The following is a 12,369-nucleotide window of genomic DNA, read 5'->3' as shown; positions in this document are numbered from 1 at the left end:
CCGTTAATCACGCAGGTGAAACGTCCGCCAGTGCAGGCGACGGCCGGAAGGGTGTGCGATGACCCGGGTCCGCGAACTCAGCCCGTATGTCGAGCTGCACCGGGAACAATGGAAAGAACTGCGAAGTTCGACGCCGCTGCCGTTGACGGCGGCCGAGCTGCTGCGGCTGCGCGGCCTCGGCGAGCAGGTCGACCTGGCCGAGGTGGCCGACGTCTACCTGCCGCTGTCCCGCCTGATCAACCTGCAGGTCGCCGCGCGCCAGCGGCTCTACGAGGCGACGACGACGTTCCTCGGTGACGACTCCCGCGGCACGAAGGTCCCGTTCGTGATCGGCATCGCCGGGAGCGTGGCGGTCGGCAAGTCGACCACCGCCCGCCTCCTGCGCACGCTGCTCGCCCGCTGGCCGGACCACCCGCGCGTCGACCTGGTCACCACCGACGGCTTCCTGTACCCGCGGGCCGAGCTGATGCGGCGCGGGATCATGCACCGCAAGGGCTTCCCGGAGAGCTACGACCGCCGCGCGCTACTGCGGTTCGTCACGGAGGTCAAGTCGGGTGCCGAGCGCGTCGCCGCGCCGGTGTACTCGCACCTGGCCTACGACATCCTGCCCGGCCAGGAGCAGGTGGTGCAGCAGCCGGACATCCTCATCGTCGAGGGGTTGAACGTGCTGCAGCCGGGGCCGCGGCTGATGGTGTCCGACCTGTTCGACTTCTCGATCTACGTCGACGCGCACACCGACGACATCCAGCGCTGGTACGTCGAGCGGTTCCTCGAACTGCGGCACACGGCGTTCGCGGACCCGGCGTCGCACTTCCACCACTTCGCCGGCCTGCCCGACGACGAGGCCCGCGCCGAGGCGCGGCACCTGTGGCACTCGATCAACGAGCCGAACCTGATGGAGAACATCAAGCCGACCCGGCCGCGGGCGACGCTGGTGCTGCGCAAGGATTGCGACCACGCCATCAACCGGGTCCGCCTGCGCAAGCTCTGACCCGCTCGATCTCATCGGGGGCTCCGGGTGGCGAAGCCCCGGATGTCACAGTCACGCACCCCGTCACCCACATGCCGCGCATTCGCACGCTGCGCGAGTGCGCGGCCACGATTCGTCGCGATCTCGCGACTCTCCGCTCCGGATTCCGGCCGATCGGCCGAGGTGCGCCATGCAGCCGTAACCGGTTGGCCGATATCCCCGGCCGCTTGTGAAAGCGACCCTGAAGAAGTCAGGAAAACGGCTCTGAGCTGGGGAGGAGGCCCACGATGTTCACGATGATCCTCACGTGGGTCGGTGCGGTGCTCGGTCTGGCCTTGCTGATCGCGATGGCCGCCGGAACGTTCGTCGTCGACTTCGACGACCGGCTGCAGGAACGCCGGCGCAAGGGAAAGCCCGCCGAACCGGCAGGCCCCCTCCCCTGACGATCAGAGCTCGGCCAGCGCCTCGACGTAGGCGTCGGCGTCGTATTCGAGGTTTTCCCCGTCCAGCAGGCTGTTTTCCAGCGTGTCGATCAGCTGCTCGAAGATCTCGTCGCGGTCGAGCTCGCCCTCCTGGAGGCGCTCGACGGCCGGCCAGACCTCGGCGGGCTCGTTGTCCCACAGCTGGTCGACGATCGTGGCGCGCAGGATCAGCCGCTGCTCGTCCTCGTCCTCGTCGGCCTCGGCGATGACGAGGGCGCGGCGCTGGTCGGGGTCGGTCGGGTCGAGGTCGACCTCTTCCTCGTCGATTTCCGTGGTCAGCGACGGCACGGCGAACATCCGGCGCTCCAGCGCGTCAGCCAGTTCGGTCGGCGACAGGTCGCCGGTGTCGGCGAAGTAGCGCTCCAGCGGCGAGTCGTCATCGTCGGCGTACTCGCCGAGGTAGTCGGAGACGGCCTCGTCGAGGGCGGCGATCGCGGTCTCGGTCAGGTGCGCCCGCTCGCCCGTCCACTGCACCCAGGCCAGCACGACCGGCTCGACGGCGTCCTCGTGGTCGGCGTCGAGCTCGTACTCCTCGCCGAGCAAGCCCTCGAGGAACCGCGCGATCTTCTCCGGCCCGACGCGCAGCGGGTTGCCCGGGTCGGTGCGCAGGCCGTGTTCGAGCAGCAAGCCACCGATCGCGCGCGCGGCGCCGGCGTCCTCACCGCTCGCCGCGACGAACTGCTCGACGACGGCGGCGCGCTCGGTTTCGGACCACTCGGCCACCTCGGGCACGAGCGCGGGCTCGGGAAGCGCGCGGCACCAGGTCAGCGCGACCGCGTGGAAGCGGGCGTAGTCCTCGCTGACGTCGGCCTCGTCGAGGTGGTCGGTGGCGGCGAGGCCGTCCGCGATCAGGCGGTGGGCCTCGGCGGGATCGACCGCTTCGAAGAGGACCAGTTCCGGGTCGGCATCGGACTGCTCCCGCATCTCGGCGAGGACATCGGCGGGCTGGTCGATGACGACGAGGTCCCGCACCCGGCCGGCCTCGGTGAAGTCGAGCAGCGCGAGCAGGCCGTACGCCTGGTCGCCGTGGGAGAAGACGCAGAGCAGGGACGACTCGTCGCCGTAGACGTCACCGGTCCGCCAGCACTCGCCGGCGGTGAGCCGGCCCAGCCCGTCGGCCCAGGAGGGCGCGGGGATGCCGCGGCCGAGGACGACCTGCAGCCCGGCGTCGGCGGCCTTGCGCTCGACGTCGGTCTCGGCGACGACCTTCAGCGCGGCCAGCAGCGCGGCGGCACCCGGCGTGATCTTGCGCTGCGCGAAGGCGATGAGCTCCAGGCCGAGCGGCTCTTCGCCGTCTTCGACGGGCAGGTCGCGGAACTGGCCGAGCACCTCGGAGGCGAGCAGTTCGACGTCGACCGGCTGGGGGTCGGCGCCCAGCGCCGAGAAGTCGTTCAGGACGTCCTTGAACAGGCCGGTCACGCTGTGGGTGACGGGCTGCGGCGGCTTCTTGCGGGCGCGACTGACCGGGCTCATGGCTTCATGCTTTCACCTCACCCACTTCTTGCGGGGGTCCGGGTGGCGAAGCCCCCGGCCCGGGGCGAAGCTCCGGTTCGACACCGCGAGTGGGTCGCGGTGGCCCTGGCGCGGGTCCCGCCGCGGGCTCGGCGGGGAGGCGCCGAGCGGGGACGACGGAACCGGGCCACCGCGACGCCTGGCGCGCTCACGATGTCCCGGTGCACGTGTAACACCGGTTCGCCTGGGTCAACGAGGGGTGCGCGGCGAGGTTACGGCTTTCGGCATGGCGATCCTGGCGGCCCGGATTTCCGTGATCAGGCGGGTTTTCCGCCGGTGGTTTTCCACCAGCGCGGCCAGGTAAGCGGTGAATTCGTCCGCTGTCTCGGCCCGCTTGTGCAAGGTGCGCAACAGCTTCAGCCGGCGGGCGGCTTCCTGGTAGGCCTGCGGGTCCTTGCGTTCGATGAGTTCGTCGACGTGCTCGCGGAAGACCGGGATCGTCTCGGCCGGGTGCTCGGCGGCCCGCTGTTCCGCCAGCTCCAGCTTGAGCTCGGCGGACGCCCCGAACCGGACACAGGCGCGCCAGGCTTCGTCGGGACGGTCGTCGTCGAGCAGGACGCGGACCAGCTCGTCCGCCTGCTCGACCCCTTCGGCGGCGCGTTCGCGCAGGCACGCCAGCGCGTCCCGGCGCTGCACCGTCCACTTCCCCGCGGCCTGCGCGGCCTCGCGGAGAGCGGCGTACGTCTCGCGGTCCGGCCGCGCGTCGAAGTCTTTACGGCGCCGGGCGGTTTCGCTTTCCGGTTCCGGTGACGGCGGTTGCTTGTCGTGCGTCAGCGCGCGGGCGGCGTGCGCGATGGCCTCGCTGTGCCGCCCGGCGGCCCGCAGCACCCGGACGATCTTGAGGCTGACGTCCACGCGCGGCGGCTTGGCCGACAGGATCGCCACCAGCTCGTCGACGTCGCCGAGCACCTCGGCCAGCTGCTCCCGCAGCCGTTCGGCCACGTCGCGGCGGTGGCCCGGCCCGTTCGCCGCGAGCACGTCGTCCACAGTGGACTTGATCCGCTTGAGCCCGGGCTCACCCAGCGCCGTCGCGAACTCGGCGAGGTCGATCACCGGGCGGCCAGGGCCGTCGAACTCGACCTCGAGGATCCAGTCGGCCAGCTTCTCCGGGTCCGGCGGCCGGGCGGCGCACGCGCGGGCGTACAGCTCCACGGCCCGGTCCAGCCGGTCGGCCAGGTCGCCGGCGTGGTCGCCGCACTGCTCCAGCACCTCGCTGATGTCGTCGACCGTGCGCCGGGCCAGCGGGGCGAGGTCGGCGCGGCTGCCGGCGTCGAGCATCCGCTGCAGCGTGTCGAGGACCGCGCCGATCTTGGCGGCGTACTCGACGTTCCCGTCGGTGACGGCGGTGTCCAGCAGCCGGTGCGCTTCGGTGACGTCACCGGATTGGGTGGCCGCGCGCAGTTCGAGTGAATGCCGCAGCTCCGGATCGCGCTCGGCTTGGGCGTGCAGCAGGTCCGCCAGCGTCTCCGCGTCCAAAGTGCGCAGGTAGGGGCGAAGATCCGAGGGGGGACTCACGCGCACCAGTCTGCCCGACGGCCACCGCCACGCGTGTGGGCCAACCGCGTGCTCTTTTCGGAGTAATCCATGACGTTGCGTGAGCAGCTCATCGACGGCGCAAGTCGTCGAACACGGCTTTCAGCGGCCAGGGATCCGGAAGACCGGGCCGTCGTGACCGTGCGTGGCGGGGTCGGGGGATGGCCGCGTGCACGGTCGGCACCATGATCGGCACGACCGGCACCGGAACCCGCGCCACCAGCCGCCGGACCACCACCATCAGGAGCCCGGCGAACAGCAGGAGCGCCGTCCCCGCCGCCAGGGCACCGGCGAGGGTGCGGCGGCCGTCGTCGAGCGTCAGCTGCACGGCGTACTGGCTCTGCTGCGTGTACAGCAGGCCGAGCTGAGCGGACACGGCGTAGGAGGCGCTGCGCCACGTGGGTTCGGGAACCGGAAGCGGTTCTGCGGCCGTGAAGGCGTTCTCGGTGGCCGCCAGCCTGCTCCATTCGGCGCTACGCGTGAGCGATTCGTACGCCATCCGGCCACTCTCGGTGAGCTGCGGGACGACCCGGGCCAGATCGGCCCGGTAGGAGGCCACGGCGGAGGTGAACGATCCCCGCGTCACGTTGTCCAGCCCGGCCAGAGCGAGGGAATCGGAGCGATCCATGCCTTCGGCGACGGAAAGCAGCTCGACGGCGGTCGTCTGCTGGTAGGCGGATTCGGCGTCCGGGGCGTGGCGCGCGTAGTCGCGCAGGCCGGCGATGGCGGACTCGATCCGCTGCGTGTAATTCGCGTATGCGGCACTCCGCTGCTCGGGCGCGGCCATCGCCGCGCTCCGCTCGGCCTGCAGCGCGACCACCGCACGGGCCGTGCGGTCCGCGGCGGCCGCCGTCTCCACGGCCATGTCCCGGGTCCGAACCGCTTGGTGGATCAGGAGAATCGCGATCACCACGGCCACGGCGACGAGCGCGCCGCCGGGGATGAACGCGATGCCCAGCATGCGGCCGCGGACGGATCGCAGGTACTTCAAGACGTTCCTTTCCCAGCCTTGGTCCCCGCACAATCCCGACGAAGTTCAACCTATTGAGTGAGAGATTCACCGGTCAACGCCAGTCCGCCATACGGCCGTTAGCGCACTGTGACGACCGGGGCTTCGCCCCGGGCCGGGGGCTCCGCCACCCGGACCCCCGAAAGCCGTGGTGACGACCGGGGCTTCGCCCCGGGCCGGGGGCTCCGCCACCCGGACCCCCGAAAGCCGTGGTGACCACCGGGCACAATCGCGCCGTGAACCTCGACGACGTGACCCAGCGGCTGCGCGGCTTCGCCGCGGCCCGCGCCTGGGAGCCGTACCACACCCCGAAGAACCTCGTGATGGCGCTTTCCGGCGAGGTCGGCGAGCTGACCTCGCTGTTCCAGTGGCTGACCCCCGAGGAATCCGACGCGTGGCGCGAGGATCAGGCGTTGGCGGGGAAGGTGCTGGACGAGATCGCGGACGTCACGCTGTACCTGTTGCAGCTGGCCGACCGGCTCGGCGTCGACCTGGCCGCCGCGGCCCACGCGAAGATCGACCGCAACGAGGTCCGCTTCCCGCCGCCCGCCTAGCCCCAGAACACCCCGCCGGGGTTGCGGTCGATTTCGGCGAGCAACGCGGGCGGCGTGCTGGCCACCGGCGCGTCCGGGTAGCTCAGCCACTTCCCGTTCCGGTCGGCCCACCACACCGACCAGATGCCGAACTCGTCGAACCGCAGCTGCGCGATCTTCTGCTCGCTCCAGTCGGGCCCGGCCTGCGGCGACCACGGCGCGCGGCGCTCGACGATGGTCACCGCGCGGCCCCGGGTCCGGCACTCGACCCGGATCCGGTCCTGGAGGTGCTCGGGGACGCGCTGCGCGCACCACCGTTCGATCTGCCGCAGCGCGAGCTCCGGAATTGCCGCCATGGTGCCAGTGAACCGGGTCCCGCTCGGCCAGGCCGCACGGGGGCATCGCCAAGCAGGGTGAGCACGGGCCGCGCAGGGCAACCGGTGCTAGCGCGGGGCGGGCTCGGCCAGCCACCAACCGCCGAGCAGCGCACCCACCCCGAACACGGCGAAGAAGATTCCGGCACCCACCGGCGTCCCCCCGAACATCGCGACGACGACGATGAACATCAGCAGCAGCCCGATCCCCATCAGGACCCGCCCGCCGACGAGCTTCGTCCTCGAGGGCGCCGCCGCGGCCGGTTGTGCGGGCGGCGGTTCGAAGCCGAGGGCCACCGGGGCGACGCCGACGTCGAGCAGGACGGCGCCCAGCTCGGTGGCGCGCGTCAGCCGGGGCTCGTCCGCGGGCACGGACGCGTCGGCCACGAGGTGGGTGACGCTCGCGGTGAGCTTCTTGGCCAGCTGGACGCCCTCGGCGAGGACCCGGGCCCGCAGCCGGTCGGCCGCCACGGTGGTGCCGAGCACCAGCACCCGGGCCGGCTTCCCGGCCGCGGTGGGCCGCAGGTCGCCGGCGTCGGTGACGCCGAGTGCGGTGGCCACCTGCCGCAGCTCGCGCGATTCCGCGGCGGTCACCACGCCGTCCCGTTCCGCGATCTCCCGCAGCGCGGTCACGAGCCGTACGTGCGTCGATCGCACGTGCTCTTCGGACAGGCCGGCCTCGCTCGCCAACGCGGCCAGGGCCGCCACCTCGTCGTGCGCGAGGTGCTGGTCGGCGAGGACCCCGGCGAGCAGGTCGAGGTAGCCGTCCCCGGCCCCGCCGCCGGGGATCCGCTCGAGCGCCTCGGCCATCCACCCCGGCTCGGCGGGCAACGCCTCGGCGCGGGGAAGCAGCCGCCCGTCGGCGAACCGGGGCAGGCCGGGCAGGACCGGCGGGGTCGCGAACGTCAGGCCGTACCGCCCGAACAAGCCCGTCACCAGCTGGGCGACCGTCCGCGCACCGGACAACGCCGACTGCCCGGGCCGGGCGGGCACCCCGAAGGCGTGCGCCACAGTGGCCGGCCGGTAGTTCGGCAGCCGCACCACCGACCGGGCGGCCGCCAGGATCGAAACGCCCGGCAGCACCGGCATCCGGACCCCGAGAGCCTCGATTTCGCGGTCGAGGAAAGCCCCGGCGGCCGCGAGGTCGTGAGCCACGAGCACGCTGCCGGCACACAGGTCGAGCAGCGGCCCCAGCACCTCGCCGAACGACGGCGCGCCGTCGAGTTCGCCGCGGGTGATGCCGTGGACGAAGGCCGGGCCGGGCGGCACACCGGGGCCGGGGTCGACCAGCGTCGACAGCTCACCGGCGACCGAGCCGCCGGCGGCGACCCGCACCGCGGCGAGTTCGACGACGCGTCCGGAGCGCAGCCCGGTGGTCCGGATGTCCACGGCGGTGAAGTCGAGGCCGGCGGCGGGGTAACCGCCGGCACCGAGCAGCGGGAGGGATTCGATCACGTCCGCAGGTCGTTTCCCGGCGGGCGCTTGTGACAGCTTTTCGGCACGCGGTCGTGGTTCGTAACGTGATCGTGACGGCAACATTCCGCCGGATAACGACTGGTGGTCGATCACGAGCCACCGCGTAACGAGGGCAGGCAATTTCCCGAGTACCTCGTCGGCACGTCGCTCGAGGAATGAGGAAATCCCGCATGCAGCCGAAGAAGCGCTTTCCGAACTGGCTGAAGATCGTCCTGGCCGCCTTCGCCGTCCTGTTCGCGCTCGGTGCGATCTTCGGGAAGGCACCCGAACCGAAGCTCACGACCGCCGCCGCTCCGGCGACCTCGGCACCGCCGCCGACCAGCGCAACTCCGTCTCCGACCCCGGCGCCGGCGGCCGTCACCTACACGGTCGGCAGCGTGACGGACGGCGCGACCGTCGTGGTCAACGGCAGCGACGGCACCAGCAAAACGGTGCACGTCCTCGGGGTGATCGCCCCGGTCGCGAGCACCGGCTGCTACGCGGCGGAATCGCTCGCCTGGGCCACTTCGACGCTTTCCGGCGCCGCCGTCACGCTCGGCGCGGAAACTGCGCAAGGCATCTCCTTGACGCTGGCCGGCGGGCAGGACTACGCGACTCTGGCGATTCAAAAGGGCTATCTCAAGTACGCGGCCACCGCCGCTTTGCCCGCGCTCGCCGCCGGCGAAACCGCGGCGAAGCAAGCCGTCAGCGGGCTGTGGGGACCGCCGTGCCAAGGCACCATCGACGCGCCGGCCCCGGCGCCCACCCCGGCCCCGGTCGCGACCCCGAAGCCGGCGCCGGCCACCAAGGCAGCTCCCCCGCCGCCCGTCGAGGCCACCGAAGAAGCCCCGGCGCCCAGCGTCTACTACGCGAACTGCTCCGCGGCGAAGGCCGCCCACGCGGCGCCGCTCCACCGCGGCGAACCCGGTTACCGGCCCGCGCTCGACCGCGACGGCGACGGCGTCGCCTGCGAACGGTGATTTAGCCTGGGCCGATGACGACCGCCGACGAACTGCGCGGCAGGCTGGCGAGCCTGGACAAGGACGCCCTGGCGAAGGTGCTGGCCCACCGGCCGGACGTGCTGCGGGAACCGTGGCCGCGGCGGCTGGACGTCGTCGCCGCGCGGCTCGCGTCGGGTGGGTCCGTCGATGCCGCGCTGCTCGGCTTGCCGATGCCGCTGGTGCAGGTCCTGCGGGCCGTCCAGCTGTGCCACGCGCTCGAACAGCGGCCCGCGCCCGTCGCGGAAGTCGCCCGGCTGCTCGGCACGGACACCGCCACCGTCGAGTCCTCGGTGGACGAACTGGCCGAACGCGCCCTGCTGTGGGGCGACGAGGACGGCGTCAAGCTGCCGGACCTGCTGCACCGCAACAGTTTCGGCGCCGAGGGGCTCGGCCGGCCCGTCGCGAACCTGCTCGGGGAGCTCGGCACGAGCCGGCTGGCCACGCTGTCGCGGGCCCTGGGCCTGCCCGACGCCACTCGCAAGCCGGAGCTCCTGCTCGGGCTCGTCCGCTTCTTCCGGGACGGCGAGCGCGTCCGCGAGCTCTTCGCCACCGCGCCCGCGGCGACGCGGAAGCTGTTGCTGGACATGGCCGACGGCGTTCCCGAGGTCGACGGCCTGGTCCCGGCGGGCTGGGCGTTCGACCACGGCTTCCTGTTCGGGACCTACCACGGCACCGTGGCCATGCCGATCGAGGTGTCGCTCGCCCTGCGCGGCCCGGGCCACCAGCTGCCGTTCACCCCCGCGGAACCCGAGTACGCCGTCACCCACACCGGGGCCGAAGCGGCCGAAGCGGCGTCGTCGGCCGCCGCGCTGCGGTTGCTCGACCGCGTGTCGGCGATCCTCGACCTGGCCGCCGCGGAACCGTTGCCGCTGCTCAAGGACGGCACGATCGGGACCCGGCTGGTCAAGAAGCTCGCCAAGGACACCGGGGCCACCCCGGCGGAGATCGAGCTGGCCATCGACCTCGCCGCGCAGGCCGGGCTGCTGGTGGCCGACGAGCCACCGCCGCCGCGTCGCGGCCAGAAGGCACCCGCGCCCACGCTCGCGCCGGGCCCGGACCTCGCGCGGCCGGCGCCGGCGCTGTTGTACCGCCTGCTGCTGACGACCTGGTGGGACCCGGCGCCGCCGGAGTTCGAGACCGACGTCGACGCGCTGGTGCGGCGGCTGGTCGTGCGGCTGCTGGCGCGGCTCGCTCCCGGCGACGCGCTCGACGTCGACGCGCTGACCCGGCTCGCCGAGTGGCACGCGCCGCTGCTGCCGACCGATGACTTCGCCGGGCACGTCCGGGACGCGCTCAGCGAGGGCGAACTGCTCGGCGTCGTCGCGCACGGCGCCGTGACCGCGGCCGGACGCGCCCTGCTCGCCCCGGAAAGGCTCGTCGAAGTCACCGGCGAACTGGTCGCCCGGGCCCGCACGACGGCGTTGTTCGGCACCGATCTGACGGCGATCGTGCCCGGCTCGCCCGACGCCCGGCTCGCCGCGCTGCTCGACCGCGTCGCCGACCGGGAAGCGCAGGGCACCGCGACCAGCTGGCGGTTCTCCCCGGCGTCCGTCCGGCGGGCGTTCGACCAGGGCGCGACGACGGAAGGACTGCTCGACGACCTGCGCGCCATCGCCGCGGGCGACCTGCCGCAGCCGCTGGTGTACCTGGTCAACGACGTCGCGCGGCGGCACGGCGAGGCGCAGGTGTTCGACGTCGCGAGCGTCGTCGTCGGCGAACCCGCCGTGCTGGCCGAGCTCGCCGCGCACCGGAAGCTCGCCAAACTCGGCCTGCGCCCGGTGGCGCCGACCGTGTTGACGTCCACTGTGGATGCCGTGGGCACGCTGGAGGCGTTGCGTGAAGCGGGTTATGCGCCGACCCGGCACGCCCCGGACGGGAGCATCGTGCTGCCCGCCCGTGACCAGGCCGAGCCGACGGTGGCCGTCCGCGACCCCGGACCCGGCGAGCTCCCACCCGATCCCGCCGGCCACGCCGAGCGGTTGCTGGCCGCCCCGGCGAGCGGGCCGGCCCTGCTGCGCGGGCAGCTCGCCCGGGCGATGAGCGACCGCTACGCGGGCCGGCTCACGCCGAAGCAGCAGCAGCTCTGCTGGCAGCTCGAAGCCGGGCTGCCGGTCGACATCGCGTACGGCGACGAGCACCTGGTCATCGCCTACCCCGAGCTCGACGGCGAGATCCTGGACGTCTGGTCCCTCCGGGAGCGCACCTACCGGCGGCTCGAGCTGACCCGGATCGACCTGGCTCAGGCCTCGACGGCGGTGAGCCTCGCGTAGGCCACGACGTTGTCGAGGTAGTTGCCGCTCTCCCGGTCGAACGCCCCGCCGCAGGTGATGAGCCGCAGTTCGGGGTCCGGCGTGTCGCCGTAGACCTGGTCGGTCGGGAACGTCGCCTTCGGGTAGTGGTCGACCCGGTAGACGGTGAAGACCGCGACCCGGCCGTCCGCGCGGCCGACCTTGGCCTGCTCGCCGGGGCGCAGCTCCTTCAGGCGGGAGAAGGCGCCGGGCACGTGCTTGTAATCGACGTGCGCGGCCAGCACCGCCGGGCCGGTCTGCCCGGGCGACGGCGCGCCGGTGAACCAGCCCACCGTCGTGGCGTCACCCGGGACTTCCAGCGCGCCGTCCGGCGTGAGGCCGAGGTCCTTGATCCCCTCGGCCCGCACGCCGATCGCCGGGATGGTCAGGGACGCCGGTTTCGCCGCGGGGAGGCCGTCGGCGGCCGCTGCCGCGGGGTGCGCGACGCTCGCGGTGCCCGCCGGGTTCGTGGCGGCCGGGCTCGGCGGGGCGATCTCCTGCGGCGCTTTCGGCGACAGGACGAGGACGAGGGCCACGGCCAGGACCACGCCGAGCGCGGCGACGACCGCCGCGACCGCGGGCCACAGGCGTGGGTGCCTCAACTCGGACGCCGGCGCAGGTAGAGCACCATGCCGCCGGACACCGTCGCGGCGAGCAGCGTGCCGCTGAGCACGAGGAATCCGGGGGCGTCGTCGTCCGGCTCACCGCCGCCGGTGGCGACGCCGCCGACCGGCTTGACCTTCACCTGGCCGCCGGTGGTGGCGGGCTTTTTGGCAGGCGTTTTGGTGGTCGTCTTCGGCGCGGAACGCGTTGTGGTGGCCGGTTTTTCCGCCGTCGCCGTGGTCGTGCCCGGCTGCTTCGGCCGGTGCGGCAGGGTTTCGCAGGCGAATCCGTCTTTGTCGTCGTCCAGGTGGTTGGGGTCGCCCGGCGTGGCGTCGAGAACCGCCTGGGCTTCCTCCTGGTATTGGAAGTCTTTGCAGTCCACGTCGCCGACGAGGGGCGTCGCGAGCTGCGCGGAAGCGAAGGGAACGGGGCCGAGGAGGGCGAGCCCGGCGACGGCGGCGGCCATCGTCAGGGCACGGCGAAACAGGGACAACGGAATTCCTTCCGAACGGAATCTGGGGCGATTGCGTGGTTACTATCGCCGCCTCGGCGGTACCGTTACGGACTATTCCGGAATTCCGGAAACGCCAGCGTCCCACGAAGAACGAC

At 72.6% G+C, this 12,369-nt stretch carries 12 protein-coding genes; 5 read left to right on the top strand and 7 right to left on the bottom strand.

Annotation, left to right across the window (positions count from 1 at the left end):
* The first annotated feature begins 58 nt into the window (after positions 1 to 58).
* On the top strand, positions 59 to 991 hold the full coding sequence (gene coaA, locus ACFVYA_RS12590) for a type I pantothenate kinase (protein ID WP_013222129.1): 933 nt from the start codon (positions 59 to 61) through the stop codon (positions 989 to 991).
* Between the two features lie 266 nt (positions 992 to 1,257).
* Positions 1,258 to 1,413, top strand: a complete 156-nt coding sequence (locus ACFVYA_RS12585; protein ID WP_285987652.1) for a hypothetical protein — start codon at positions 1,258 to 1,260, stop codon at positions 1,411 to 1,413.
* A gap of 3 nt (positions 1,414 to 1,416) precedes the next feature.
* On the opposite strand, the gene ACFVYA_RS12580 is transcribed toward ACFVYA_RS12585, so the two are convergent.
* The 3 genes from ACFVYA_RS12580 to ACFVYA_RS12570 form a co-directional block, all read right to left on the bottom strand.
* Positions 1,417 to 2,925 (bottom strand): hypothetical protein, encoded by a 1,509-nt coding sequence (locus tag ACFVYA_RS12580; RefSeq protein ID WP_387044750.1) that lies wholly within the window; start codon positions 2,923 to 2,925, stop codon positions 1,417 to 1,419.
* Between the two features lie 228 nt (positions 2,926 to 3,153).
* Complete coding sequence (locus tag ACFVYA_RS12575; protein ID WP_387044749.1) at positions 3,154 to 4,479, bottom strand: DUF6880 family protein; 1,326 nt, start codon at positions 4,477 to 4,479, stop codon at positions 3,154 to 3,156.
* A gap of 88 nt (positions 4,480 to 4,567) precedes the next feature.
* Positions 4,568 to 5,488, bottom strand: a complete 921-nt coding sequence (locus tag ACFVYA_RS12570) for a nitrate- and nitrite sensing domain-containing protein (protein WP_285987650.1) — start codon at positions 5,486 to 5,488, stop codon at positions 4,568 to 4,570.
* A gap of 254 nt (positions 5,489 to 5,742) precedes the next feature.
* Between ACFVYA_RS12570 and ACFVYA_RS12565 the strand changes: the two genes are divergently transcribed.
* Positions 5,743 to 6,060 carry a nucleotide pyrophosphohydrolase gene (locus ACFVYA_RS12565; protein WP_285987649.1) on the top strand — a complete coding sequence of 106 codons (318 nt, stop codon included), beginning with the start codon at positions 5,743 to 5,745 and terminating at the stop codon, positions 6,058 to 6,060.
* Here ACFVYA_RS12565 and ACFVYA_RS12560 read toward each other — a convergent pair.
* Both ACFVYA_RS12560 and ACFVYA_RS12555 read right to left on the bottom strand, forming a co-directional pair.
* Entirely contained in the window at positions 6,057 to 6,395 is a 339-nt protein-coding gene (locus ACFVYA_RS12560) for a DUF3024 domain-containing protein (protein ID WP_285987648.1), read from the bottom strand. The two genes, ACFVYA_RS12565 and ACFVYA_RS12560, sit on opposite strands and share 4 nt — an antisense overlap.
* A gap of 87 nt (positions 6,396 to 6,482) precedes the next feature.
* Complete coding sequence (locus tag ACFVYA_RS12555; RefSeq protein WP_387044748.1) at positions 6,483 to 7,868, bottom strand: exonuclease domain-containing protein; 1,386 nt, start codon at positions 7,866 to 7,868, stop codon at positions 6,483 to 6,485.
* Between the two features lie 191 nt (positions 7,869 to 8,059).
* On the opposite strand from ACFVYA_RS12555, the gene ACFVYA_RS12550 reads away from it, so the two are divergent.
* Positions 8,060 to 8,848 (top strand): thermonuclease family protein, encoded by a 789-nt coding sequence (locus ACFVYA_RS12550; RefSeq protein ID WP_387044747.1) that lies wholly within the window; start codon positions 8,060 to 8,062, stop codon positions 8,846 to 8,848.
* A 14-nt stretch (positions 8,849 to 8,862) separates the two neighbouring features.
* Positions 8,863 to 11,139, top strand: a complete 2,277-nt coding sequence (locus tag ACFVYA_RS12545) for a helicase-associated domain-containing protein (protein ID WP_387044746.1) — start codon at positions 8,863 to 8,865, stop codon at positions 11,137 to 11,139.
* Here ACFVYA_RS12545 and ACFVYA_RS12540 read toward each other — a convergent pair.
* Positions 11,109 to 11,759, bottom strand: a complete 651-nt coding sequence (locus ACFVYA_RS12540) for a class F sortase (RefSeq protein WP_285987644.1) — start codon at positions 11,757 to 11,759, stop codon at positions 11,109 to 11,111. The two genes, ACFVYA_RS12545 and ACFVYA_RS12540, sit on opposite strands and share 31 nt — an antisense overlap.
* Positions 11,756 to 12,253 (bottom strand): excalibur calcium-binding domain-containing protein, encoded by a 498-nt coding sequence (locus ACFVYA_RS12535; RefSeq protein WP_387044745.1) that lies wholly within the window; start codon positions 12,251 to 12,253, stop codon positions 11,756 to 11,758. Before ACFVYA_RS12535 ends, ACFVYA_RS12540 begins: the two co-directional genes overlap by 4 nt.
* Between the last annotated feature and the right edge of the window lie 116 nt (positions 12,254 to 12,369).

This window comes from Amycolatopsis sp. NPDC058278, from assembly GCF_042881395.1.
In the GTDB taxonomy this organism is placed as follows: domain Bacteria; phylum Actinomycetota; class Actinomycetes; order Mycobacteriales; family Pseudonocardiaceae; genus Amycolatopsis.
Note: the sequence above shows the minus strand (reverse complement) of the source record. Positions and strands in the feature narration are given on the sequence as shown.

Bases quoted from the DNA above. Each gene is read 5' to 3' on its own strand.
- ACFVYA_RS12585 (WP_285987652.1), top strand. From the start codon at position 1,258: ATGTTCACGATGATCCTCACGTGGGTCGGTGCGGTGCTCGGTCTGGCC.
- ACFVYA_RS12560 (WP_285987648.1), bottom strand. From the start codon at position 6,395: ATGGCGGCAATTCCGGAGCTCGCGCTGCGGCAGATCGAACGGTGGTGC.
- ACFVYA_RS12550 (WP_387044747.1), top strand. From the start codon at position 8,060: ATGCAGCCGAAGAAGCGCTTTCCGAACTGGCTGAAGATCGTCCTGGCC.
- ACFVYA_RS12545 (WP_387044746.1), top strand. From the start codon at position 8,863: ATGACGACCGCCGACGAACTGCGCGGCAGGCTGGCGAGCCTGGACAAG.
- ACFVYA_RS12580 (WP_387044750.1), bottom strand. From the start codon at position 2,925: ATGAGCCCGGTCAGTCGCGCCCGCAAGAAGCCGCCGCAGCCCGTCACC.
- coaA (WP_013222129.1), top strand. From the start codon at position 59: ATGACCCGGGTCCGCGAACTCAGCCCGTATGTCGAGCTGCACCGGGAA.